This is a genomic window from Leclercia sp. GLN_9 (assembly GCF_043105735.1).
Lineage (GTDB): Bacteria > Pseudomonadota > Gammaproteobacteria > Enterobacterales > Enterobacteriaceae > Enterobacter > Enterobacter adecarboxylatus.
Genome location: NZ_JBICLV010000017.1, coordinates 277,344 through 300,132, shown reverse-complemented (window position 1 = coordinate 300,132; position 22,789 = coordinate 277,344). Strand labels below are relative to the sequence as shown.

The 22,789-nt window shown below is 54.1% G+C and carries 26 protein-coding genes; 15 read left to right on the top strand and 11 right to left on the bottom strand.

The genetic code is table 11. The features are described 5' to 3' along the window. Positions 1–10: 10 nt before the first annotated feature. The 9 genes from sdiA to ACF8PE_RS12095 form a co-directional block, all read right to left on the bottom strand. A complete protein-coding gene (gene sdiA / locus ACF8PE_RS12135) occupies positions 11–733 on the bottom strand; it encodes a transcriptional regulator SdiA (RefSeq protein ID WP_032612067.1) in 723 nt (240 codons plus the stop codon). Positions 734–954: 221 nt separating this feature from the next. Next, positions 955–1,707, bottom strand: a complete 753-nt coding sequence (tcyN, locus tag ACF8PE_RS12130; protein WP_032612068.1) for an L-cystine ABC transporter ATP-binding protein TcyN — start codon at positions 1,705–1,707, stop codon at positions 955–957. Next, positions 1,704–2,372 carry a cystine ABC transporter permease gene (gene tcyL / locus ACF8PE_RS12125; RefSeq protein ID WP_032612070.1) on the bottom strand — a complete coding sequence of 223 codons (669 nt, stop codon included), beginning with the start codon at positions 2,370–2,372 and terminating at the stop codon, positions 1,704–1,706. Before tcyL ends, tcyN begins: the two co-directional genes overlap by 4 nt. A 21-nt stretch (positions 2,373–2,393) precedes the next feature. Beyond that, on the bottom strand, positions 2,394–3,380 hold the full coding sequence (dcyD, locus tag ACF8PE_RS12120) for a D-cysteine desulfhydrase (RefSeq protein ID WP_392494923.1): 987 nt from the start codon (positions 3,378–3,380) through the stop codon (positions 2,394–2,396). A 107-nt stretch (positions 3,381–3,487) separates the two neighbouring features. Next, positions 3,488–4,288: a cystine ABC transporter substrate-binding protein gene (tcyJ, locus tag ACF8PE_RS12115; RefSeq protein WP_032612074.1), complete on the bottom strand. Its 801-nt coding sequence runs from the start codon at positions 4,286–4,288 to the stop codon at positions 3,488–3,490. Between the two features lie 88 nt (positions 4,289–4,376). Next, positions 4,377–4,928, bottom strand: coding sequence for a flagella biosynthesis regulatory protein FliZ (gene fliZ, locus ACF8PE_RS12110; protein ID WP_032612076.1), 552 nt, complete (start codon positions 4,926–4,928; stop codon positions 4,377–4,379). A gap of 55 nt (positions 4,929–4,983) precedes the next feature. Then, positions 4,984–5,703: an RNA polymerase sigma factor FliA gene (gene fliA / locus ACF8PE_RS12105; protein WP_032612078.1), complete on the bottom strand. Its 720-nt coding sequence runs from the start codon at positions 5,701–5,703 to the stop codon at positions 4,984–4,986. Between the two features lie 130 nt (positions 5,704–5,833). Beyond that, positions 5,834–7,039 (bottom strand): flagellin lysine-N-methylase, encoded by a 1,206-nt coding sequence (gene fliB, locus ACF8PE_RS12100; protein ID WP_392494922.1) that lies wholly within the window; start codon positions 7,037–7,039, stop codon positions 5,834–5,836. A gap of 60 nt (positions 7,040–7,099) precedes the next feature. Next, positions 7,100–7,939 (bottom strand): flagellin, encoded by an 840-nt coding sequence (locus ACF8PE_RS12095; RefSeq protein WP_392494921.1) that lies wholly within the window; start codon positions 7,937–7,939, stop codon positions 7,100–7,102. A 380-nt stretch (positions 7,940–8,319) separates the two neighbouring features. On the opposite strand from ACF8PE_RS12095, the gene fliD reads away from it, so the two are divergent. From fliD to amyA, 4 genes are read left to right on the top strand one after another with little or no spacing between them, the layout of a single operon-like run. After that, positions 8,320–9,735: a flagellar filament capping protein FliD gene (gene fliD / locus ACF8PE_RS12090; protein WP_392494920.1), complete on the top strand. Its 1,416-nt coding sequence runs from the start codon at positions 8,320–8,322 to the stop codon at positions 9,733–9,735. Between the two features lie 13 nt (positions 9,736–9,748). After that, positions 9,749–10,153, top strand: a complete 405-nt coding sequence (gene fliS, locus ACF8PE_RS12085; protein WP_392494919.1) for a flagellar export chaperone FliS — start codon at positions 9,749–9,751, stop codon at positions 10,151–10,153. Between the two features lie 5 nt (positions 10,154–10,158). Then, positions 10,159–10,533: a flagella biosynthesis regulatory protein FliT gene (gene fliT, locus ACF8PE_RS12080; RefSeq protein ID WP_059307607.1), complete on the top strand. Its 375-nt coding sequence runs from the start codon at positions 10,159–10,161 to the stop codon at positions 10,531–10,533. A gap of 54 nt (positions 10,534–10,587) precedes the next feature. Continuing rightward, entirely contained in the window at positions 10,588–12,075 is a 1,488-nt protein-coding gene (gene amyA, locus ACF8PE_RS12075; protein ID WP_155167045.1) for an alpha-amylase, read from the top strand. A gap of 47 nt (positions 12,076–12,122) precedes the next feature. Here amyA and yedD read toward each other — a convergent pair whose 3' ends face one another. Next, positions 12,123–12,536 (bottom strand): lipoprotein YedD, encoded by a 414-nt coding sequence (gene yedD, locus ACF8PE_RS12070; RefSeq protein WP_155167046.1) that lies wholly within the window; start codon positions 12,534–12,536, stop codon positions 12,123–12,125. Between the two features lie 192 nt (positions 12,537–12,728). Then, on the bottom strand, positions 12,729–13,043 hold the full coding sequence (gene fliE / locus ACF8PE_RS12065; RefSeq protein ID WP_032612250.1) for a flagellar hook-basal body complex protein FliE: 315 nt from the start codon (positions 13,041–13,043) through the stop codon (positions 12,729–12,731). A gap of 227 nt (positions 13,044–13,270) precedes the next feature. On the opposite strand from fliE, the gene fliF reads away from it, so the two are divergent. The 11 genes from fliF (at position 13,271) to fliP (ending at position 22,783) form a co-directional block, all read left to right on the top strand. Next, positions 13,271–14,953, top strand: a complete 1,683-nt coding sequence (gene fliF, locus ACF8PE_RS12060) for a flagellar basal-body MS-ring/collar protein FliF (protein ID WP_032612252.1) — start codon at positions 13,271–13,273, stop codon at positions 14,951–14,953. Then, a complete protein-coding gene (gene fliG, locus ACF8PE_RS12055) occupies positions 14,946–15,941 on the top strand; it encodes a flagellar motor switch protein FliG (RefSeq protein ID WP_032612254.1) in 996 nt (331 codons plus the stop codon). The genes fliF and fliG overlap by 8 nt, the downstream gene beginning before the upstream one ends. Beyond that, positions 15,934–16,641: a flagellar assembly protein FliH gene (gene fliH / locus ACF8PE_RS12050; RefSeq protein ID WP_032612256.1), complete on the top strand. Its 708-nt coding sequence runs from the start codon at positions 15,934–15,936 to the stop codon at positions 16,639–16,641. Before fliG ends, fliH begins: the two co-directional genes overlap by 8 nt. Then, positions 16,641–18,011, top strand: a complete 1,371-nt coding sequence (gene fliI, locus ACF8PE_RS12045; RefSeq protein WP_059307601.1) for a flagellar protein export ATPase FliI — start codon at positions 16,641–16,643, stop codon at positions 18,009–18,011. The genes fliH and fliI overlap by 1 nt, the downstream gene beginning before the upstream one ends. A gap of 20 nt (positions 18,012–18,031) precedes the next feature. Next, a complete protein-coding gene (fliJ, locus tag ACF8PE_RS12040) occupies positions 18,032–18,475 on the top strand; it encodes a flagellar export protein FliJ (RefSeq protein WP_032612259.1) in 444 nt (147 codons plus the stop codon). Then, a complete protein-coding gene (gene fliK / locus ACF8PE_RS12035; protein ID WP_223610276.1) occupies positions 18,472–19,671 on the top strand; it encodes a flagellar hook length control protein FliK in 1,200 nt (399 codons plus the stop codon). Before fliJ ends, fliK begins: the two co-directional genes overlap by 4 nt. Positions 19,672–19,782: 111 nt before the next feature. Beyond that, positions 19,783–20,250 (top strand): flagellar basal body-associated protein FliL, encoded by a 468-nt coding sequence (gene fliL, locus ACF8PE_RS12030; protein ID WP_059307599.1) that lies wholly within the window; start codon positions 19,783–19,785, stop codon positions 20,248–20,250. A 4-nt stretch (positions 20,251–20,254) separates the two neighbouring features. Next, positions 20,255–21,259: a flagellar motor switch protein FliM gene (fliM, locus tag ACF8PE_RS12025; protein WP_032612266.1), complete on the top strand. Its 1,005-nt coding sequence runs from the start codon at positions 20,255–20,257 to the stop codon at positions 21,257–21,259. Beyond that, complete coding sequence (fliN, locus tag ACF8PE_RS12020; RefSeq protein ID WP_032612268.1) at positions 21,256–21,669, top strand: flagellar motor switch protein FliN; 414 nt, start codon at positions 21,256–21,258, stop codon at positions 21,667–21,669. The genes fliM and fliN overlap by 4 nt, the downstream gene beginning before the upstream one ends. A gap of 2 nt (positions 21,670–21,671) precedes the next feature. Continuing rightward, positions 21,672–22,046 carry a flagellar biosynthetic protein FliO gene (gene fliO, locus ACF8PE_RS12015; RefSeq protein WP_059307598.1) on the top strand — a complete coding sequence of 125 codons (375 nt, stop codon included), beginning with the start codon at positions 21,672–21,674 and terminating at the stop codon, positions 22,044–22,046. After that, entirely contained in the window at positions 22,046–22,783 is a 738-nt protein-coding gene (gene fliP / locus ACF8PE_RS12010) for a flagellar type III secretion system pore protein FliP (protein WP_032612270.1), read from the top strand. The genes fliO and fliP overlap by 1 nt, the downstream gene beginning before the upstream one ends. Positions 22,784–22,789 lie beyond the last annotated feature (6 nt).

Genomic DNA, 22,789 nt, shown 5'->3' with positions numbered 1-22,789 from the left:
AGAAGTGTAGTCAGATAATCCCCGTCGCTGCGGCATAGCACGCGATCTGCGTCTTGTTCGGCGCATTGAATTTCTTCTGCATATTTTTCTGATGGAAGTTAACCGTATTTTCAGAAATAGAAAGAATGATGGCTATTTCTGCCGAGGTTTTTCCTTCCGCCGTCCATTTAAGAATCTCTTTCTCGCGCTTGCTGAATTTCATCTCAGGCGGCATCACCATTTCGTGTTCCAGCCGAAGCAGCGTGGTCAACGCCAGCTGCACCAAAATTTGCAGACGTAATTCAACCACTTCATTCGCCATAAGGTTTACTGGCAAACTGGTGCTGGAAACCGACAGGAAGCCCATCGCATGATTGGGCAGCATCAGGCATTGGGTGATCCCTTTACGCAACCCATGGTCGCGTGCGCCATCCCATAGAGGCTGCGCCTCTGCGAATAAGGCATCGTTCCAGGGTAAATGTCCGTGAACGAAATTCTCGGGTTTCAGTACCGGGTCAATGACAAAATAATTTTCTGCGTGATACTGCGCCATCCACTGTTGCGGATAGGTTGAATGCACCGAGACTTTAGGCCGAGTGAAAGGCACCGGATGACGAACGCAGAGTGAAAAGAAATCGTATCCCAGATTCTGTGTTTGTCGTTGTAGTTCGGGATAAACTTCATCGGCAGAAGTCATCCCCTGAAAACGGAGGAAGCATTCCCGTCGCCATGTGAAAAAATCTAAATCCTTCATACTGACTGAATTAAGCCCCTGTAAAAGATAATCATTATTATGAAATCTTAAACTAACACATAAATCTTATTTATATGTATAAAATATCGACCCAACGATAATTATCTACGCATTTTATGCACTTAGAGCGGTTATGACGAGATAAAATCAGGGGGGCATTCATATGAAGGGTGAATATATTGCTCCGGCGATTGTTACCGGAGCAATTAAGAACAAATATGCTACTGCATCAGAAATTTTTCGAGGAATTGCCGGGTCCGGGGCTGCTGAGGATCGGCAAACAACGATTTAGCCGGCCCTTGCTCAACGATGCGTCCCTGATCCATGAAAATAGCCCTGTCTGCGACATCACGGGCAAAACTCATCTCATGGGTAACGATCACCAGCGTGCGCTTTTCCTGGGCCAGCTGACGAATGGTATTCAGCACCTCCCCCACCAGCTCGGGATCCAACGCAGACGTCGGTTCATCAAACAGAATCACGTCAGGGCGCATAGCCAGCGCGCGGGCAATGGCCACACGCTGCTGCTGCCCACCGGAAAGACGGCGCGGATAGCTGCTTTCTTTGCCGGAAAGCCCCACTTTCGCCAACAGTTCACGGGCGCGGGCGGTGGCTTCATCCTTCGGCTCACCTTTGACAATGACCGGCCCTTCAATAATGTTTTCCAGCACCGTGCGATGGGGAAACAAATTAAAGCTCTGGAAGACGAAGCCGACATGCTGACGTAGACGGCGAATTAACCCTTTTTGCTGGCTCAGCGATTTGCCGGTATCAATGGTGATCTCACCCACGCGAATGGTACCGCCTTCTGGATGCTCCAGCAGATTAATACTGCGCAGCAGCGTGGTTTTACCGGACCCGCTCGGCCCGATGATCGCCACCACTTCGCCTTCCTGCACTTCCAGGTCAATGCCATGCAGCACCGTCTGACCATGAAATTTCTTCACCAGGTTTTTAACGTCGATAGCACTCATTTCGGATCACGCTCCTGGCGGTTAAGCTGGTTTTCAAAATAGTTTTGCAGCGCCGACAGCACCGTCGCCATTACCCAGTAGATCAGCGAGGCGGCCAGGTACATGGTGAAGACCTCCAGCGTGCGCGAGGTAATCAGCTGCGCCTGGCGGAACAGCTCCGGCACCTGAATGGTGGCCGCCAGAGAAGTATCTTTCACCAGGCTGATAAAGCTGTTGCTCAGCGGCGGCAGGGCTACGCGTGCGGCCTGAGGCAGGATCGCCCGGCGCAAGGTTTGCCACGGAGTCATACCGATACTGGCTGCGGCCTCCCACTGCCCTTTTTCAATGGAGGAGATCGCCGCGCGCAGGGTTTCCGAGGTATAGGCCGCGGTGTTGAGCGACAAGCCAATCATTGCCGCCGGAATAGGATCAAGTTCGATACCAAACTGCGGCAGACCGTAATAGATCATAAACAGCTGGGCAATGAGCGGCGTGCCGCGAAAAATGGAGATATAACAGCGCGCCAGCCAGCGCACCGGCAGCACCGACGACATGCGCATCAACGCCAGAATAAAGCCCAGCAGCAGGCCAAAGAACATCCCGCCGATACTCAGTTGCAGCGTAAACACCGCACCTTTCAGCAGGTATGGCAGCGAATCAATCACCAGTTGAATACTTTCTTGCATTATGATTTTTCTGCCTGTGATTTAAACGTGAGGATGATAGGCAAAGAGAGCGGGCGCCCCGCCAGTATGAACAAACAGAATCGGCCCTTCATCCTTGAAACGCTTCTGGCTGATACCGTCGATGAGGCCAGCCATCGCTTTGCCGGTATAGACCGGGTCCAGCAGGATCCCTTCCAGACGCGCCAGCAGCTTGACGGCTTCCTTACCTTCATCATTCGGCGTGCCGTAGCCCGGCGCGAAATAGTCATCCCACAAGATGATATCGGCGCTGGCGCTCACCTCAAGTTGCTGCGCCACCGCCTGCTGCAGCGTGACCACTTTCGGTTTCTGGTCAGCAACGCTGCGCGACACGGTAACACCAATCAGCTCGACGTCCGGCATAAGCTGCTCCAGCCCCACTGCCAGCCCGGCATGGGTGCCTGCGCTACCGGAAGCGACCACAACCGAGGAGATACCCACGGCCCCTTCGCACTGCTGGGCGATCTCCAGCGCGCTTTCGACGTAACCCAGCGCACCCAGCGCGTTCGAGCCGCCTACCGGGATCACATAAGGACGGAAGCCCTGGGCTTCGACGCGGGTGGCCAGCTCTTGCAGCTGCGCCGCAGGGTCGGTCAGCGCATCGCACATTTCTATCTGCACATTAAACAGATCCAGCAGCAGACGGTTGCCATTGCTGAGGTAGTTTTCGGCCTGGGTGCCAATCGGGTTTTCCAGCAAGGCGATGCAGTGCAGGCCCAGCTTTGCCGCAACGGCTGCGGTCTGGCGTACGTGGTTGGACTGGATCGCCCCTGCGGTAATCAGCGTATCGGCCCCTTCACGCAGGGCATCTGCCGCGAGGAACTCCAGCTTGCGCAGTTTGTTGCCGCCCATCGCCATGGGCGTCACGTCATCACGTTTGATAAGGATGTCGCGCCCGAGGTAGTCCGATAAGCGCGGCAAATACTCCAGTGGCGTCGGCGCGCCAATAAATTCGAGGCGCGGAAAACGCGTTAGATTCTGTAATGACATGAAAACCTCCGTAACCCTGTCTAAGTCTGTCTTTTTTTATTATGCACGTTGCTGGCGAGGAAATAAAAAAGGCGCTTATCAAAGCGCCTTTTTTTGCATTCAACTGCTTACTTTGTGACGTCTGCCCCGAACCATTTCTCGGAGAGCGCCTTCAGGCTGCCGTCTTTCTGCATCTCGGCAATGGCCTCGTCGACAGCTTTCACCAGATCGTCGTTGTCTTTGCGGATGGCAACGCCAGCTTCCTGACGGGAGAAGGCATCACCGGCAACCGCCAGGGTGTCTTTGGTCTTTTTCACCAGGTCCAGTGCCGCCAGACGGTCAACCAGAATGGCGTCGATACGGCCTACGCGCAGATCCTGATATTTGGTCGGGTCATCATCATAGGTACGGATGTCCACGCCCTGCACGTTCTGGCGCAGCCACTCTTCGTAGTTAGTCCCCAGACCAACACCGACTTTTTTACCTTTCAGGTCCGCGGCTGATTTAATCGAGCCTTCGTTCCCTTTTTTCACCAGCGCCTGGATACCGGACACGGTATACGGGGTGGAGAAGTCATATTTTTTCTTACGTTCGTCAGAGATGGTGACCTGGTTAATCACCACATCAATGCGTTTGGAGTCCAGCGAGGCCAGAATACCGTCCCATTTGGTCGGTTTCAGCGAGGCTTTCACGCCGAGGTGTTTCGCCAGCGCTTCGGCAAACTCCACTTCAAACCCGGTCAGTTTGCCGTCATCGCCCTGGAAGCTGAACGGAGGATACGTGCCTTCCAGCCCAACCAGCAGCGTGCCGCGCTCTTTCACTTTATTCAACAGACCTTCTGCCGCGAACGTTTTCACGCTCATACCGGCAACCAGCGCAACGGCCATTACACCCATCAGCGCCTGACGACCCAGAAGTGCAAATTTCATACGTACCCCGATATCATTGGAATTTTGAGTGTAGTGTAGGGTGTTTGGCCTTAAGGTCAAACACGACTGCGCTACATGTTATTCATTTTTAATATATATCAGAAGTTGTTTCGCGGTGGACTTTCTGCTTCGGCGTCACCGGCATCTGCGTTTTAAATTGTGCATACTTGCGCAGCGCAATCCGGTAGTTGTTGGTGCTGGTCGCAGGCAGCCATGGCTCAAGATTTTCATCCAGATAGCCGTTGGTGAGTAACTCAGGAGAAATACGCTGCGTGGTCAAATGCTGGCCCAGGCGACGCAGACGCACAACATATTCGCGCACCGTGCCATGGCTCATCTCTGTTTGCTCAAACAGGAATTGCTTAAAGCCGATGATATCGAAAAAGTCGCTCTGCTCCTTGCAGTGCAGATCGCCACAGAAACGACACAACGCCACCCACTCCTGTTGCTCCAGCTGCCATCCGGCCTCATCCAGCAGCGTATCGAGGCGGGAAATCGCGATTTTATTGACGATTTCGCCGCGACGAACCAGCGTGATGCGATCGAGCAGCTTATGGCAATGGGCGCAATGCGTCTGGCTGTGTTTAAAGTCTTTCAGGTAGCGGCTTAATGGCCGTCTTTTAGATTGCTGCACCGTCATGATAACTCCTGGTTGTCAATACGTTGTGCGGCACTTAACGGGTGATTGGAATCACCTATAACTTACCCAGTTTGGTACGTAAGCGTTTAATGGCCTGGCTGTGCAGCTGGCTTACCCGCGACTCCCCTACTTCCAGTACGGCACCAATCTCTTTGAGATTAAGCTCCTCCTGGTAATAAAGGGTCAGCACCAGCTGCTCGCGTTCCGGTAAAGCTTCAATCGCTTCCATTACGCGCTGGCGGACATTGCCTTCCATTAACTGGTGCAACGGGTTTTCCTGCTGATGATCGTCCGTCACCAGTTCAATGCTATCGCCATGCTCTTCGCGCCACTCGTCATAAGAGAAGAGTTGGCTATTGTTGGTATCGAGCAACATCTGGCGATAGTCAGCCGTAGAAATCCCCAGACGCTCTGAAACTTCAGTTTCCGTCGCGTTGCGTCCAAGTTCTTGCTCCAGCTGCCCCATTGCTTGCGCCACTTCGCGTGCATTGCGTCGAACGCTGCGCGGCACCCAATCCCGGCTGCGCAGTTCGTCGAGCATCGCACCACGAATACGCTGTACTGCGTAAGTCGTAAATGCCGTTCCTTGCAGAGCGTCGTATCGGTCAACTGCGTTCAATAACCCGATACCGCCCGCTTGTAGCAGATCGTCCAGTTCCACACTCGCCGGTAGCCGCACCTGAAGCCGCAATGCTTCATGTCGCACCAGCGGAACATAACGCTGCCACAGCGAGTGTTTATCCATTACACCTTCAGCGGTATAGAGTGAATTCACGATAAACAGCCCTGCGTTAGTTGAGTTATCGGCATGATTATCCGTTTCTGGAGGGGTTTTAATCGTGTGAAAAGGGGGGGAAATGGGGGGTTATTCTGAGGTTGCCACGAAACGTGGCAACGAGCAGTAACTAGATGAGTAATTGTAAGAGAGAGAGGTCGTCGCCACAACGCACTTTTTCAATATGCTGATGGAATATTTGTTGTATAGTCTGATTGTGTTGGCTCGTAGAATGAAAGCTGTAAATCACATCAATTATATCATCTTGTTCAATACTTCCGTTCACTAGCTCATGAGTGCTAAGCAAAATCTTAATAAAATAAAATTCAGCAACAATTAAATATAAATTATTCAGCATACTTCGGCCATTTCTTTGCGGGAAACCTTGCTGCCAAAATTTATATTTGAAATAATTCTTAAACACATAATAATCGTGATCAAAGCATTTTTCGGACACATTCAACCAGCTAGACTCGATATCTTGAATAATTTCATTAAATGAACACAATTCATTTTCACCAATTAATTGCTGCTGAAGTTGTTCTATATACTTTTGGAGCACCCCGCCGCCGCGCGTATGTGATTTCTCCTTAAAAAAGGTTTGCATTAATGAAATAATAGAACTTTTTAAATTATAATTTTGATTAATGCCAGCCAATTCAGTTTGCAACTTACCATTAACAATTTCATCCGCTAATATGTGATAGGCGTTTTCAAGCCGACCAATACCAGACTCTATATTTTCTATTTTTTCCACAACCATTAGGAATTTAACTATGGCGTAAATATGGATTTCCACACTCCCTGCGGGGATGGAAAATATATTTTGGCAAAAGAGATTAATGATTTTATCTTTCAACGGTAACGCAGGTGCGTTATTAAAATTTTTTTGAATGTCCGTAATCTGATTTAAAGCCATAGCATCTTTATTGCTTACAAGCATTCGCGTTACTTCAGGACAGGAAAGATTAAGAGATCTCTCTATTTCATTCTTATAGATTCTGCTGGTACGTGGAAAGGTTGAACAGGTAGTGCTTAACGCTTCAGCCCCTAGAATTCCGTGTATAGAGCATAGTTTCGCCGCATCCATAAATGGACAATTACTATTTTTGGTACTAAAGATTACTTCCCCCCAATTTGCAGGGCTCTTTTTAGTTATTTTTATCGCAGCTTTTGCTGTCGTACGGATTTGAAGCTGTTTACTATTCAAATAACGATTAACTGAGGGTTTGTCAAAAGTAATATTCCATCCTTGACAGCAATGCTCACGGCAAGCCTCTCCAATGCATTTAAAGTCTGTCACGAATTGTGGTTGGGTTATAGTAATATTTTTCATAAGCAGATTCTAAATAGTTTCGAAAAAAACCCCCGCCGAAGCGGGGGTTTTATATCTAGTTTAACGCAACAGTGACAGCATACCCTGTGGCACTTGGTTCGCCTGAGACAGTACAGAGGTACCCGCTTGTTGCAGAATTTGTGCACGGGACATGTTAGAAACTTCTGTCGCGTAATCAGCATCCTGAATACGGGACTGAGCCGCAGACAGATTACTTACAGAATTATTCAGGTTATTGATAGTGGAATCCAGACGGTTCTGAATCGCACCTAAATTACTACGTGCTGTGTCAACATTTTTCAATGCGTCGTCAACAGCAGCAATGAAGGCCTGAGCTTTAGTATTATCGCTTAAGTCGATTGAGCCATCTGATTTCAAAGCTGTATTAAGATCAGAAGATGTTGCTTTAATCAAAGCATCTTTCGAGATGGTAATTGTATCATCAGTAGTATTGCCAGCCCCAACCTGAATTACTACGTCTTTATCATCGAACAGTTTCTTACCGTTGAAGCTAGCAGAATTACCGAGACGATCAATTTCTTCTAAACGTTGAGTAATTTCAGCCTCAATGGAGTCAATGTCAGTGGTATCATTAGTGCCGTTTGCAGCTTGGACGCTAAGTTCACGAACGCGTTGTAAGTTGGTGTTGATTTCGTTCAGGTTACCTTCAGCCGTCTGAATCAAAGAGATACCGTCGTTGGCATTACGCGCAGCCTGGTTCATCCCTTTAATCTGTGCGTTCATACGGTTGGCAATCGCCTGACCGGCAGCATCATCTTTTGCGCTGTTGATACGCAGGCCGGAGGACAGACGTTCGATAGCAGTGCCCAGGGAAGACTGAGATTTGTTCAGGTTGTTCTGAGTGGTCAGGGACAACAGGTTAGTATTGATAACGGCCATAATTTTAATTCCTTAAACAAAAATGGTTTCTAGGTCGGTGCCTAACACTCACGGCGTCTCTCACCGTCAACAAGGTTATCGACGCCCTGGCAGCAGACTTTAGAAAATATCTAATAAAAAATTTAATGCATTGTTTTTAAATGTGTTTTTTTGAATTTATTTCTTAAAGTGCTTTGCCAGTGCCTAGGATTAAAGCAAAAAACGAAGATTCCCCACGCTACTACAGCCCGCAAAACGATGTGATGCCGCAAGAGTCCTTACGCTCATAAAAGCGCCTATAAGAGGGGGTTATTGCGCGATTTATTTTTTTCCTTATAGCGTAAACTTTTCTCTGTTTTGGCCGATATAGGTCTGAAACAACCATTGGAAAGGAATTAATTATGGCGACTATCAGCAACCTTGGGGTGGGGATGCCGGGTTTATCAGATCTGTACGATAAGTTACAGGCTGCGGAAGAGACGAAGCTTACAGCTATCGCCACTCAGAAAACCAAATATGACGCGCAGATCACCGGCTACGGAAAGCTGCAAAGCGCCCTGACCACTCTGCAAACGGCTGCAGCTAAACTGGCAAAGACAGACACATGGAACTCAACGTCTGTTACCAGCACCAATACCGCGTTCGCCGCCACCACTTCAACGAATGCGAACGTTGGCGAATTTACAATTAATGTCAATAAAATTGCTAAAGGCCAGGTTCTCACTACCGCCCCAGGCACAATCGACAGCAATACCAAACAGCTGGGTGAAACCACTGGCACAAGCCGCACCATTACGATTACCCAGGCCGGTGCCGACAGCAAACCCTTGACGGTGACCCTCGCCGACGGCGATACATCCCTGAACGGTATTGCCAAAGCCATCAACGCCGCTAACGGCAACGTTTCCGCTAGCATTGTCAAAGCTGATAACGGTGATTACCGTCTGATGCTGTCCTCAAAAACCACCGGTACCGATTCAGACATGACGGTGACGGTGACAGGCGATGATACGCTGAACGCGGTCATCGGCAGCGCTGCGCTCAAAGAGCAGGTGAAATCTCAGAATGCCGTCATCAACGTTAACGGCATTGATATTATCCGCCAGAGTAATACCGTGACAGATGCGTTGCCGGGCGTCACCCTGACCCTAAAAGCGCCGAGCACCGCTGATGAAACGCTTTCAGTGACGCGTTCTACCGACGATAACAAGAAAGCGGTTACTGAGTGGGTTAATGCATATAACGCCCTGCAATCGACGATTACTTCCCTGACCAAATATGAACCGCCTGCAACAGGGGCAACCGCACAGAACTCCAGCAATGGTGTCCTGATGGGCGACAGCACTATCAGGGGAGTACAATCAGATCTGCGTGCTTTATTAACCAATGTCCAGACCGGCTCTTATGCGATCATGGCTCAGTTAGGGATTACCCAAGACCCGCTGAAGGGCGCAGGCGCCACGTTAGGCAATCTTAAGATTGACGATAAGAAGTTAACCCAGGCGCTGACAGATAACCCGGCTGGCGTACAGGCCTACTTTGTCGGGGACGGTAAAACCACCGGTTTCGCGACCCAAATGAATAACAAACTGACGGATATGCTGAGCACCTCTGTAGGTAAAGAAGGTGTTATTCAGAATGCGAAAGACGGTATTAATGCCTCGCTGAAAACCATCGCCAAACGTTACGACGCGATGGAGCTGTCCATTGAAGCCACAATGGCCCGGTATAAAAAGCAGTTTAGCGATTTAGATGCGCTTGTTACCAAATTCAACGGTACTGCGTCTTACCTAACATCACAGTTTAGTAGCAAATAAGAAAGGAACCGATATGTATAACAATTCTGGTGTACAGGCCTATCAAAAGGTAGGTCTTGAATCTGCCGTGTTGAGCGCCAGCCCACACCAGTTGGTTGTCATGCTGTTTGACGGTGCCCATAGCGCGCTGGTAAGAGCGCGCCTTTTCCTTGAGCAGGGGAATATCTCTGCTAAAGGAGAAGCCCTGTCTAAAGCCATCAACATCATCGACAATGGCTTAAAGGCTGGCCTGAACATGGAGGTCGAAAGTGATTTGCCGGAAAACCTCGCTGCACTGTATGACTATATGGTTCGTCGGTTATTACACGCGAACTTACGTAATGATGCAGAGGCGATCGTCGAGGTTGAGGTTTTATTGAATAACATTGCGGATGCCTGGAAACAAATCGGCCCCAATGCTACCTCCATTTCAGGATAATTTTGATGAACAACCCTAGCACTGCTCTTAACAACTGGCATGCTCTGCATGCCCTGAGTATTGCCATGCTGAAACTCGCTCATTCCGGCCAGTGGGATGAGCTTGTTGAAAAAGAGACGGAGTACGTGAAGTTAGTCGAAAGTATCGGACAAAACGCCATCTCAGCCTGCCCTCCTGCGCAAATTGAGCAGGCACGCTTTCTGCTGGAAAAAGTGCTGCAGAATGAAACGGAGCTGAAAGCGTTGTTGACGGACAGAATGAATGAGCTGCGCCAGTTGATCACCCAGACAGGTAAACAACAATCGGTAACTTCTACTTATGGCAAACTGTCAGGCAATATTCTTTATCCGGAAAATTTAACCCGCGACCTCCCGTTATGATTCAAATCATCCATACTCCAGAGGTCCGCCGAAACGGCTTCTGGAGCAAGGAAGATGAAAAACCCCACCCTCTTGCAGTTCTTCCACTGGTATTACCCTGACGGCAGTCAACTCTGGCCTGAAGTGGCCGAGCGCGCTGACGATTTAAACGACATCGGCATCAACATGGTCTGGCTGCCCCCAGCCTATAAAGGCGCATCCGGTGGGTACTCCGTCGGTTACGACTGCTACGATCTCTTCGATCTCGGTGAGTTCGATCAAAAAGGATCCGTTCCCACCAAATACGGTGACAAAGACCAGCTGCTGTCCGCTATCGGGGCGTTAAAACGCAATGACATTGCGGTGCTCATGGACGTGGTGGTCAACCACAAAATGGGGGCCGATGAGAAAGAGGCCATCCGCGTCCAGCGGGTGAATGCGGACGATCGCAATCAGATCGACGATGAGATCATCGAATGTGAAGCCTGGACCCGCTACACCTTCCCGGTTCGAAACGGACAGTACTCGGCGTTTGTCTGGGATTACAAATGTTTCAGCGGCATCGATCACATCGAAAACCCTACTGAAGATGGCATCTTCAAGATCGTTAACGACTACACCGGCGAAGGCTGGAACGATCAGGTCGATAACGAGATGGGGAACTTTGATTACCTGATGGGCGAGAATATCGATTTTCGTAACCGTGCGGTGACGGAGGAGATCAAATACTGGGCGCGCTGGGTGATGGAGCAGACCCAGTGTGACGGCTTCCGTCTGGATGCGGTAAAACATATTCCGGCATGGTTCTATAAAGAGTGGATCGAGCACGTACAGGAAGTGGCACCGAAGCCGCTGTTTATCGTGGCGGAATACTGGTCGCCGGATGTCGATAAACTGCAGCAGTACATTGATCAGGTGGACGGGAAAACCATGCTGTTCGACGCACCGCTGCACATGAAGTTTCACGAAGCCTCTTTGCAGGGACGTGATTACGACATGAGCCAGATCTTTACCGGCACACTGGTGGAGGCCGATCCCTTCCATGCGGTAACGCTGGTGGCTAACCACGACACCCAGCCATTACAGGCGCTGGAGGCGCCGGTCGAGGCCTGGTTCAAACCGCTGGCTTACGCCTTGATTTTACTGCGTGAGAATGGTGTGCCGAGCGTCTTCTATCCCGATCTGTACGGTGCCAGCTATGATGATACCGGCGGCGACGGTGAGATGTACCATATCGACATGCCGGTGATTGAGCAGCTCGACCAGCTGATCCTCGCCCGCCAGCGGTTTGCCCACGGCGTGCAGACTCTGTGGTTCGATCACCCTAACTGCATTGCCTTCAGCCGCAGCGGCACCGAAGAAGATCCGGGCTGCGTGGTGGTGCTCTCTAACGGCGACGAGGGCGAAAAGACAATTACGCTGGGCGAGAACTACGGCAACAGAAACTGGAAAGATTTTCTCGGCAATCGGGAAGAAACCGTCACGACCGATGAAACCGGCACCGGGGTGTTTACCTGCAACGGCGGCAGCGTCAGCGTGTGGGTCATAGAGGATGCGTTGTAAAAAGTGAGAAACCGGGCAGCGCTACGCTTGCCCGGCCACCCGATCTCTTACGGGAGCTTACTGTCGAGCGGATTTTTGCTGAGGTATGTCGCGCACTCGACGGTCGGGCGATCGACGCGATGCAGGATCATCCCATCATATTCAATGGCGCTGCCTTCACGATCCAGCGGGTAGATATCCAGTTTGCTGGTCACGTTATAAAAATCATCTGAACGCAGCATAATCTTTCCTTTTACCGCAATCACGCGCTGCCACTGGCGGCAGTCGAGGGTATCCCCCTCTTGCGTCACTACCAGCGAGGCGATCGCTTCCGGGCTGACCATTTTGCTTTGCGGCCCTTTCGACTGCCAGTACCCGGCCAGTTCAGCCGGAGCGGGATGCTTGACCACATCCTGGTAACTGTCAACCTGCACACATCCGGTTAATGCCAACAGACCCGCGATAATTGCTATTTTTTTCATCATGTTCCGTCTATACCCTAAATAATTCGAGTTGCATGAAGGCGGCAACGCAGCGAATCCCCGGGAGCTTACCGAAGTAAGTGTCTGGGGTGAGCGAGGAAAGCCAACGCGCAGGCAACTTGAAGTATGACGGGTATACGGCGAAAAAAATAGTGTGGCATTTCCGCCGTCGGGTCGCCAGCACCAGAGGGACTAAACCTGCATAGACATAACATCCTGGTACGCCTGCATCAGTTTATTACGTACCTGGATACCCATCTGCATCGACACTGATGCTTTTTGCAAATCGGTCATCACATCATTTAGACCAATGCCCGGCACACCCATAGTGAATTTTTCGCCCTGCACGCGTGCGGCGGTTTGGGTATCGCTAATCCGGTCCAGTGCCGCATGCAGCTGGCCCGCGAAGCTGACGGTTGACTGCACGTCAGCCACGTTCTGATGACGGGCGGTCATTGCCGTTGCCTGCAACTGGCTGATGACGCTTTCAATCCCCTGTATTGCCATGACGTTCCCCTGATGGATTTTTACGCGCTCAAGAGTACCAGCCTGTCAATAAGATAAAGGCGCTAAATAGCGTGAAAAAACCAGGTTATTTGACGAATAGAAATTCCCGTTTCATCAAATAATGGCACAGCCATGATTATGGAATTTTTGTTGTGTTTGCCGACCCGGGAGCCTGTTTTGTTTCTCCACACGAATAATGAAATCCACGATGAGTCACGAGGTGCGCTATGAGTGCGACAGCAACATCCAGCCCTCAAACTAAATCTCTCGAATGGATGAGCCGCCTGCGCGCGAACCCTAAAGTGCCGTTGATCGTGGCAGGTGCTGCCGCTATCGCTATCGTTGTCGCTATGGTCTTATGGGCCAAACAGCCAGACTACCGCACCCTTTTCAGCAACCTCTCGGACCAGGATGGCGGTGCTATCGTCACCCAGTTAACCCAGATGAACGTCCCCTACCGTTTCTCGGATAATGGTGGCGCGCTGGAAGTCCCTGCCGATAAAGTGCATGAACTCCGCTTACGACTTGCCCAGCAAGGTCTGCCGAAAGGCGGCGCGGTGGGCTTTGAACTCCTGGACCAGGAAAAATTCGGCATCAGCCAGTTCAGCGAGCAGGTTAACTACCAGCGCGCGCTGGAAGGCGAGCTGGCCCGCACCATCGAAACCCTCGGCCCGCTGAAAAGCGCCCGCGTGCACCTGGCCATGCCAAAACCAACGCTGTTTGTCCGTGAACAGAAAGCGCCGTCGGCGTCCGTCACCGTTAATCTGCAACCCGGCCGTGCGCTGGATGAAGGGCAGATCAGCGCCGTGGTCCATCTGGTCTCCAGTGCCGTGGCCGGTTTACCGCCGGGTAACGTGACCCTGGTGGACCAGATGGGTCGCCTGTTAACCAAATCCAATACCAGCGCTCGCGATCTGAATGATGCGCAGCTGAAGTATGCCACCGACGTGGAAAATCGCGTTCAGAGCCGCATCGAAGCCATTCTTGGTCCAATCGTCGGCACCAGCAACGTCCATGCCCAGGTCACCGCGCAGATCGATTTTGCGGATAAAGAGCAGACCGAAGAGCAGTATCGTCCAAACGGCGATGCTGCTCAGGCCGTGATGCGCTCGCGTCAGGTAAATGAAAACTTGCAGGTCGGTGGACCTAACCCTGGCGGTGTGCCGGGTGCGCTCTCCAACCAGCCAGCCCCTGCCAATACCGCGCCAATCACCACCCCGGCACAGAACCAGCAGAACGGTCAGCAGGGTGCGCAGCAGCAGCAAACGACCACTGCAGCCAACTCAGGTCCGCGCACCAGCAGCCGTAACGAAACCACTAACTACGAAGTCGATCGCACCATTCGCCACACCAAAATGAACACCGGTGACGTGCAGCGTCTCTCCGTGGCGGTGGTCGTCAACTACAAAACCCTGCCGGACGGTAAGCCCCTGCCGCTGACCGCCGAGCAGATGAAGCAGATCGAAGACCTGACCCGTGAAGCCATGGGTTATTCCGAGAAGCGTGGCGATACCCTCAACGTAGTGAACTCACCGTTCAGCGCCGTGGACGATACCAGCGGTGAACTGCCGTTCTGGCAGAAGCAGGCCTTTATGGATCTGCTGATTGAAATCGGTCGCTGGTTACTGGTGGTGATTGTTGCCTGGCTGCTGTGGCGTAAAGCAGTACGCCCACAACTGGTTCGCCGTGCCGAAGAGGCCAAAGCGCTGAAAGAGCAAAGCCTGCTGCGCGAAGAGACCCATGAAGCCGTGGAAGTGCGTCTCAGCAAAGACGAACAAATGCAGCAACGCCGTGCTAACCAGCGCATGGGCGCTGAGGTCATGAGCCAGCGTATTCGCGAAATGTCAGATAACGATCCGCGCGTCGTGGCGCTGGTCATTCGCCAGTGGATGAGTACAGAAAATGAGTAACCTTACCGGAACGGATAAAAGCGTCATCCTGCTGATGACCATTGGCGAGGACCGGGCGGCAGAGGTGTTCAAACACCTCTCCCAGCGCGAAGTGCAGGTTCTCAGTGCGGCGATGGCCAACGTGCGTCAGATCTCCAACAAACAGCTGACCGACGTGCTGGCCGAGTTTGAGCAGGAAGCCGAACAGTTTGCGGCGCTCAACGTCAACGCCAACGAATACCTGCGTTCAGTGCTGGTCAAAGCGCTCGGCGAAGAGCGCGCTGCCAGCCTGCTGGAAGATATTCTCGAAACCCGCGATACCGCCAGCGGCATCGAAACGCTCAACTTTATGGAGCCGCAAACCGCTGCCGACCTTATTCGCGACGAGCATCCGCAGATCATCGCCACTATCCTGGTCCACCTCAAACGTGGCCAGGCGGCGGATATTCTGGCGCTGTTCGACGAACGTCTGCGTCATGATGTCATGCTGCGTATCGCCACCTTCGGCGGCGTCCAGCCAGCGGCGCTGGCGGAACTGACCGAAGTGCTGAATGGCCTGCTCGACGGCCAGAACCTCAAGCGCAGCAAAATGGGCGGCGTGAGAACCGCGGCCGAAATTATCAACCTGATGAAAACGCAGCAGGAAGAGGCGGTTATTACCGCTGTGCGCGAATTCGACGGCGAACTGGCGCAGAAAATCATCGACGAGATGTTCCTGTTCGAAAACCTGGTGGACGTGGACGACCGCAGTATCCAGCGCCTGCTGCAGGAAGTGGACTCCGAATCGCTGCTTATCGCCCTCAAAGGCGCCGAACAGCCGCTGCGCGAGAAGTTCCTGCGCAATATGTCCCAGCGTGCAGCGGATATCCTGCGCGACGACCTTGCCAACCGTGGCCCGGTGCGTCTGTCTCAGGTGGAAAACGAACAGAAAGCCATCCTCCTTATTGTGCGTCGTCTGGCCGAAACCGGCGAGATGGTGGTAGGCAGCGGCGAGGATACCTATGTCTGATGAACTGCCGTGGAAGATCTGGACACCGGACGATCTCTCCCCTCCTCGCGCGGAGTTTGTGCCTGCGACCCCGACACCTGCCGAGGCAGATGAGGATGACGAAGAGCCTGAACTGAGCGAAGAAGAGCAGCGCGCGCAGCAGCTGGCGAAGATCCAGCTTCAGGCACACGATCAGGGCTACGCCGCCGGCATGAACGAAGGGCGGCAAAAAGGCCAGGAACAGGGCTATCAGGAAGGGTTGGCCCAGGGGCTGGCACAAGGCTTAGAGCAGGCGCGAACACAGCAGGCGCCGATCCACGCCCGGATGCAGCAGCTGGTCAGCGAATTCCAGAATACGCTGGACGCACTGGACAGCGTTATCGCCTCTCGCCTGATGCAGATGGCGCTCGAGGCGGCACGTCAGGTGATTGGTCATACCCCGCCGGTGGATAATAGCTCGCTGATTAAGCAGATCCAGGGTCTGTTGCAGCAGGAGCCGCTGTTCAGCGGCAAACCGCAGCTGCGCGTTCACCCGGACGATTTGCAGCGGGTGGAAGAGATGCTCGGCGCGACCCTGAGCCTGCACGGGTGGCGTCTGCGTGGCGATCCGACCCTGCATCACGGCGGCTGCAAAGTCTCTGCCGATGAAGGCGATCTGGATGCCAGCGTGGCAACCCGCTGGCAGGAACTGTGCCGTCTGGCAGCACCGGGAGTCATCTGATGACCGCACGCCTGACCCGCTGGCTCAACACGCTCGACAATTTTGAAACCAAAATGGCGCAACTGCCCGCGCTTCGCCGCTACGGGCGCTTAACCCGTGCCACCGGTCTGGTGCTGGAGGCGACCGGTCTACAGCTGCCGCTGGGGGCCACCTGCATTATCGAACGCCAGGACGGGAACGAGATCCACGAAGTCGAGAGCGAAGTGGTTGGCTTTAACGGCCAGCGTCTGTTCCTGATGCCACTGGAAGAGGTCGAAGGCGTCCTGCCCGGCGCACGCGTCTACGCGAAAAATTTCTCTGCCGACGGGCTGCACAGCGGCAAGCAGTTGCCGCTCGGCCCGGCGCTGCTCGGACGGGTGCTGGACGGTGGCGGTAAGCCGCTGGATGGCCTGCCCTCCCCCGATACCACCGAAACCGGGGCGCTGATTACCCAACCCTTTAACCCGCTACAACGAACGCCGATCGAGCATGTGCTGGATACCGGTGTACGCCCGATCAACGCCCTGCTGACCGTGGGTCGCGGCCAGCGTATGGGTCTGTTTGCTGGCTCCGGCGTCGGGAAATCGGTCCTGCTCGGGATGATGGCTCGCTACACCCAGGCCGACGTCATTGTGGTGGGACTGATTGGCGAGCGTGGCCGTGAAGTAAAAGATTTTATCGAGAACATCCTCGGTCCCGAAGGGCGCGCCCGGTCGGTGGTGATTGCCGCCCCGGCGGATGTGTCTCCCCTGCTGCGTATGCAGGGTGCCGCCTACGCCACGCGCATCGCGGAAGATTTCCGCGATCGGGGTAAGCATGTCCTGTTGATCATGGACTCCCTGACCCGTTACGCCATGGCGCAGCGAGAAATCGCCCTGGCGATCGGCGAGCCGCCGGCCACCAAAGGCTATCCGCCATCGGTATTTGCGAAGTTACCGGCACTGGTTGAACGCGCCGGTAATGGCATCAGCGGCGGTGGCTCCATCACCGCGTTTTATACGGTGCTGACCGAAGGCGATGACCAGCAGGATCCGATTGCCGACTCGGCGCGAGCGATCCTCGACGGCCATATCGTTCTGTCGCGCCGCCTGGCCGAAGCGGGTCACTACCCGGCGATCGATATCGAAGCCTCGATCAGCCGTGCAATGACGGCATTGATTACCGAGAAGCATTACGCCCGCGTGCGTAACTTCAAGCAGTTACTCTCCAGCTTCCAGCGCAACCGCGATCTGGTGAGCGTCGGGGCCTATGCCAAAGGCAGCGACCCCATGCTCGACAAGGCGATCGCCCTGTGGCCGCATCTGGAAGCGTATCTGCAACAGGGTATTTTTGAAAAAGCCGACTGGGAAAGCTCTATCCAGGCTCTGGAGATGATTTTCCCGCAGGTGTAACCGAATAGAGGGCGAATGTCATGGCACAACACGGCGCGTTAACCACGCTGAAAGATCTGGCCGAGAAAGATGTTGATAATGCCGCACAGCAGCTTGGCGCGATGCGCCGCGGATGTCAGCAGGCAGAAGAACAGCTGAAAATGTTGATCGACTACCAGCATGAGTATCGCACCAACCTCAACACGGATATGGCACAGGGCATCGGCAGCCAGCGCTGGATCAACTATCAACAGTTCATCCAGACGCTGGAGAAAGCCATAGAACAGCATCGCCAGCAGGTGCTTCAGTGGACCGAGAAGGTTGACCGGGCCCTGAACTTCTGGCGAGAGAAGAAACAGCGTTTACAGGCGTGGCAAACCTTGCAGGATCGCCAACTTGCCGCCGCAACCCTGGCGGAAAACCGTCTCGATCAGAAAAAAATGGATGAGTTTGCCCAGCGCGCAACAATGAGGACACCGGAATGATCACCCTTCAACAACTGCTTTCGAGCGACACCGACCTTACGGCTGGCGTTCGGGGCGGAAAAGCGGCCGACGGCGCGCAGGACTTTCTTGCCCTGCTGGCGGGCGCGTTAAGCGACGTTAAAGGCCAGGGGAAAGAGGCCGGGCTGACGCTGAACGACCTGCAAACCGCGGGCGGTAAGCGGGCCAGCGTGGCGCTGAAAGCCGATGCTACTGATATTGATGCGGATACCGATGCCGGGAAACTGGCCGAACTGCTGGCGCATCAGGATCTCACCGTTACCGAAGAAAGCACCACTCAGCCGGGCCTGACCTCCGGGCTGTTGCCTGCGGTTAAAGGCGACGTGCTGAAGAGCCTGACCCAGGCAGCCAAAGAGGCCGACAGCAAAACCGAGCTTAGCGATGAAGAGCTGGCAGGGTTAAGCGCCCTGATGGCGATGCTGCCCCATCAGCAGACCGTCACTGCCGCCGCACCCCAGCCGGTGAGCACCGGCGCCATTGACGCTGACGTCTCCCTGACCAGCGATCGTGGCCGCCAGCCTGTACTGGATACCGATGCCCTGCGTAGCGCCAAAGCCGTCGTTCAGGATAAAAATGCGGGGATGGCTGCCGACACCCAACTGACACCAGCCGTTGCCGCGACGACACCAAAGCAGGCGGCAGAGAGCACGCCGTCCCCGACCGGGCCAACCGCCACCATGGGGCCGATTGTCAGCACCCCGTCTACGGTGCAGCCGACCTTCGCTGCCGCGCCGGTGGTCAGCGCCCAGTTGGGCAGCAATGAATGGCAGCAGACCGTCAGCCAGCACATCACGCTGTTTACCCGTCAGGGCCAGCAGAGCGCCGAGCTGCGTCTGCACCCGGAAGATCTGGGCCAGGTACAAATTACGCTTAAGCTGGATGATAACCAGGCGCAGCTGCAGATGGTCTCAGGCCATAGCCACGTTCGTGCAGCGCTGGAAGCGGCACTGCCGGTGCTGCGTACCCAGCTCGCAGAAAACGGCATTGAGCTGACGCAAAGCAACATCAGCAGTGAAAATTTCAATGGCCAGCAGCAGGCTTCTTCTCAGCATCAGCAGCAGACTGCCCGCTCCGGCAACGCGGGCGGATTCGATGAAGAGAACGATGAGCTGCTCGCGGTGCCTGCCTCCCTGCAGTCCGCGGCACGTGGAAACAACGCTGTCGATATCTTCGCCTAAACCTAAACGCCAGAGGTAGCGTGATTATCCCCCTCTTTTCGACTCTTTGACGGCGAGAGGACACGGGATAATCACCCCATTAGCAGTCCCGAAACAGGAAGCACGAATCAGATGACTGACTCCGCCATCACCAAGAAAAGTAAGCGTTCCATCTGGATCCCGCTTCTGGTGTTAATTACGCTCGCTGCCTGCGCTACCGCAGGTTACAGCTACTGGCGCATGAATAAAGCACCGTCAGCCGCAGCCAAAGCGGAGCTACCGCCGCCGCCGGCCCCGGTCTTTTTCGCGCTGGATACTTTTACCGTTAACCTGGGCGATGCTGAGCACGTGTTTTACGTGGGCATTACGCTGCGTCTGAAAGACGATGCTACCCGTACCCGCCTGAGTGAATACCTGCCGGAAGTGCGCAGCCGTCTGCTGCTGCTGTTCTCGCGCCAGGATGCCGCACAGTTGTCTACCGATGAAGGTAAACAAAAACTGGTGGCAGACATTAAGCAAACGCTGGCCGCGCCTCTGATTAGCGGTCAACCTAAGCAGGAAGTCACTGACGTTCTGTATACAGCTTTCATTCTGCGGTAACGACATGGGCGACAGTATTCTTTCTCAGGCGGAAATCGATGCGCTGCTGAACGGCGACAGCGACAAAACCGACGATCCAAAACCGGGTGCGGCTGGCGATAGCGACATTCGCCCCTACGATCCCAATACCCAGCGTCGCGTGGTGCGCGAGCGTCTACAGGCGCTGGAGATCATCAACGAACGTTTTGCCCGTCAGTTCCGTATGGGGCTGTTCAACCTGCTGCGTCGTAGCCCGGATATTACCGTCGGTGCGATCCGCATTCAGCCGTATCATGAGTTCGCCCGTAACCTGCCGGTGCCGACGAACCTCAACCTGATCCATCTGAAACCGCTGCGCGGCACGGGCCTGTTTGTCTTCTCGCCAAGCCTGGTCTTTATCGCCGTGGATAACCTCTTCGGCGGCGACGGACGTTTCCCCACGAAAGTGGAAGGCCGCGAATTTACCCATACCGAACAACGCGTCATCAACCGCATGCTGAAGCTGGCGCTTGAAGGCTACAGCGACGCGTGGAAAGCGATTCACCCGCTGGAAGTGGAGTATGTCCGTTCGGAGATGCAGGTGAAGTTCACCAACATCACCACCTCGCCAAACGATATCGTGGTTAACACCCCGTTCCACGTGGAGATCGGCAACCTGACCGGTGAGTTCAACATCTGCCTGCCGTTCAGCATGATTGAACCGCTGCGCGAAGTGCTGGTGAACCCACCGCTGGAAAACTCCCGCCATGAAGATCAGAACTGGCGCGAGAACCTGGTGCGTCAGGTTCAGCACTCCCAGCTGGAACTGGTGGCAAACTTTGCCGATGTCCCGCTGCGGTTGTCGCAGATTTTAAAATTAAAACCCGGTGATGTGCTGCCGATCGAAAAACCCGACCGCATCATCGCCCACGTGGATGGCGTGCCTGTGCTGACCAGCCAGTATGGCACCGTAAACAATCAATACGCGTTACGCGTTGAGCACCTGATTAACCCGATTTTGAATTCTCTGAATGAGGAACAGCCCAAATGAGTGATATGAACAATCCGTCCGATGACAACAACGGAGCACTGGACGATCTGTGGGCTGAGGCGTTAAACGAGCAAAAAGCACCCGCCAGCAAAAGCGTGGCCGATGCGGTGTTCCAGCAGCTGGGCGGCGGTGACGTCAGCGGTACGCTGCAGGATATCGATCTGATTATGGATATCCCGGTCAAGCTGACCGTGGAGCTGGGCCGTACCCGGATGACCATCAAAGAGCTGCTGCGCCTGACGCAGGGGTCCGTGGTGGCGCTGGATGGCCTGGCCGGGGAGCCGCTGGATATTCTGATCAACGGCTACCTGATTGCCCAGGGTGAAGTCGTGGTTGTCGCCGATAAGTACGGCGTGCGTATCACCGACATTATTACGCCGTCCGAACGTATGCGTCGTCTGAGCCGTTAAAGATGAAAACCCAGGCCACTGTCTCTCAACCCTCTGCAGTGCCCGGTTCGCCGCTGCTGCAGGTCAGCGGTGCGCTGCTGGGGATTATTGCCTTTATTTTGATCGTCGCCTGGCTGGCAAAACGTGTCGGTCTGGCAGGTAAAACAGCGGGGGGACGCGGGTTGAAGCTAGCGGCCAGCACCTCGCTGGGGCCACGCGAACGCGTGGTGATCGTGGAAGTGGAAGACGCCCGGCTGGTGCTGGGTGTGACCGCCTCGCAAATTTCACTCCTGCATACATTGCCGCCTGCGCCGGTCTCTGAAGAGAGTCGTGCAGAGGTTCCACCGGATTTTCAGTCCGTGATGAAGAGTTTGCTTAAGCGTTCCGGGAGATCGTGATGCGTCCTTTGTTGTCCCTTACGCTTGCAGGCCTTGGCCTGTTTGCTCCCGCCGTGTACGCCCAGTTGCCAGGCCTGATCTCCACCCCAATGGCCGGGGGTGGCCAGAGCTGGACCCTGCCGGTACAGACGCTGGTATTTATCACCTCGCTGACCTTTATCCCGGCGATCCTGCTGATGATGACCAGCTTCACCCGCATTATCATCGTCTTTGGTCTGCTGCGTAACGCCCTGGGTACTCCTTCTGCGCCGCCGAACCAGGTTCTGCTCGGTCTGTCCCTGTTTCTGACCTTCTTCATTATGTCGCCGGTGATCGACAAGATTTATGTCGATGCCTATCAACCGTTCAGTGAAGACAAGATCTCAATGCAGGTGGCGCTGGAGAAAGGAGCGCAACCGCTGCGCGAATTTATGCTGCGTCAGACCCGCGAAGCCGACCTGGCGCTGTTTGCCCGTCTGGCCAACGCCGGGCCGATCCAGGGGCCGGAAGCGGTGCCGATGCGCATTCTGCTGCCTGCCTACGTTACCAGCGAGCTGAAAACCGCCTTCCAGATTGGTTTTACGATCTTCATTCCGTTCCTGATTATCGACCTGGTGATCGCCAGCGTGCTGATGGCGCTGGGGATGATGATGGTGCCGCCGGCGACCATTGCCCTGCCCTTCAAGCTGATGCTGTTTGTCCTGGTGGATGGCTGGCAACTGCTGGTCGGTTCGCTGGCGCAAAGTTTCTACAGTTGAGGAGCG

Excerpts from the sequence above, each read along its gene's own strand:
- fliK (WP_223610276.1), top strand. The coding sequence starts at position 18,472 with ATGATCACCCTTCAACAACTGCTTTCGAGCGACACCGACCTTACGGCT.
- fliO (WP_059307598.1), top strand. The coding sequence starts at position 21,672 with ATGAAAACCCAGGCCACTGTCTCTCAACCCTCTGCAGTGCCCGGTTCG.
- tcyJ (WP_032612074.1), bottom strand. The coding sequence starts at position 4,288 with ATGAAATTTGCACTTCTGGGTCGTCAGGCGCTGATGGGTGTAATGGCC.
- fliB (WP_392494922.1), bottom strand. The coding sequence starts at position 7,039 with ATGAAAAATATTACTATAACCCAACCACAATTCGTGACAGACTTTAAA.
- amyA (WP_155167045.1), top strand. The coding sequence starts at position 10,588 with ATGAAAAACCCCACCCTCTTGCAGTTCTTCCACTGGTATTACCCTGAC.
- fliJ (WP_032612259.1), top strand. The coding sequence starts at position 18,032 with ATGGCACAACACGGCGCGTTAACCACGCTGAAAGATCTGGCCGAGAAA.
- tcyN (WP_032612068.1), bottom strand. The coding sequence starts at position 1,707 with ATGAGTGCTATCGACGTTAAAAACCTGGTGAAGAAATTTCATGGTCAG.
- ACF8PE_RS12095 (WP_392494921.1), bottom strand. The coding sequence starts at position 7,939 with ATGGCCGTTATCAATACTAACCTGTTGTCCCTGACCACTCAGAACAAC.
- fliH (WP_032612256.1), top strand. The coding sequence starts at position 15,934 with ATGTCTGATGAACTGCCGTGGAAGATCTGGACACCGGACGATCTCTCC.
- fliL (WP_059307599.1), top strand. The coding sequence starts at position 19,783 with ATGACTGACTCCGCCATCACCAAGAAAAGTAAGCGTTCCATCTGGATC.
- sdiA (WP_032612067.1), bottom strand. The coding sequence starts at position 733 with ATGAAGGATTTAGATTTTTTCACATGGCGACGGGAATGCTTCCTCCGT.
- fliZ (WP_032612076.1), bottom strand. The coding sequence starts at position 4,928 with ATGACGGTGCAGCAATCTAAAAGACGGCCATTAAGCCGCTACCTGAAA.
- tcyL (WP_032612070.1), bottom strand. The coding sequence starts at position 2,372 with ATGCAAGAAAGTATTCAACTGGTGATTGATTCGCTGCCATACCTGCTG.
- fliS (WP_392494919.1), top strand. The coding sequence starts at position 9,749 with ATGTATAACAATTCTGGTGTACAGGCCTATCAAAAGGTAGGTCTTGAA.
- fliD (WP_392494920.1), top strand. The coding sequence starts at position 8,320 with ATGGCGACTATCAGCAACCTTGGGGTGGGGATGCCGGGTTTATCAGAT.
- yedD (WP_155167046.1), bottom strand. The coding sequence starts at position 12,536 with ATGAAAAAAATAGCAATTATCGCGGGTCTGTTGGCATTAACCGGATGT.
- fliP (WP_032612270.1), top strand. The coding sequence starts at position 22,046 with ATGCGTCCTTTGTTGTCCCTTACGCTTGCAGGCCTTGGCCTGTTTGCT.
- fliF (WP_032612252.1), top strand. The coding sequence starts at position 13,271 with ATGAGTGCGACAGCAACATCCAGCCCTCAAACTAAATCTCTCGAATGG.
- fliM (WP_032612266.1), top strand. The coding sequence starts at position 20,255 with ATGGGCGACAGTATTCTTTCTCAGGCGGAAATCGATGCGCTGCTGAAC.
- fliI (WP_059307601.1), top strand. The coding sequence starts at position 16,641 with ATGACCGCACGCCTGACCCGCTGGCTCAACACGCTCGACAATTTTGAA.
- fliE (WP_032612250.1), bottom strand. The coding sequence starts at position 13,043 with ATGGCAATACAGGGGATTGAAAGCGTCATCAGCCAGTTGCAGGCAACG.
- fliT (WP_059307607.1), top strand. The coding sequence starts at position 10,159 with ATGAACAACCCTAGCACTGCTCTTAACAACTGGCATGCTCTGCATGCC.
- dcyD (WP_392494923.1), bottom strand. The coding sequence starts at position 3,380 with ATGTCATTACAGAATCTAACGCGTTTTCCGCGCCTCGAATTTATTGGC.
- fliN (WP_032612268.1), top strand. The coding sequence starts at position 21,256 with ATGAGTGATATGAACAATCCGTCCGATGACAACAACGGAGCACTGGAC.
- fliG (WP_032612254.1), top strand. The coding sequence starts at position 14,946 with ATGAGTAACCTTACCGGAACGGATAAAAGCGTCATCCTGCTGATGACC.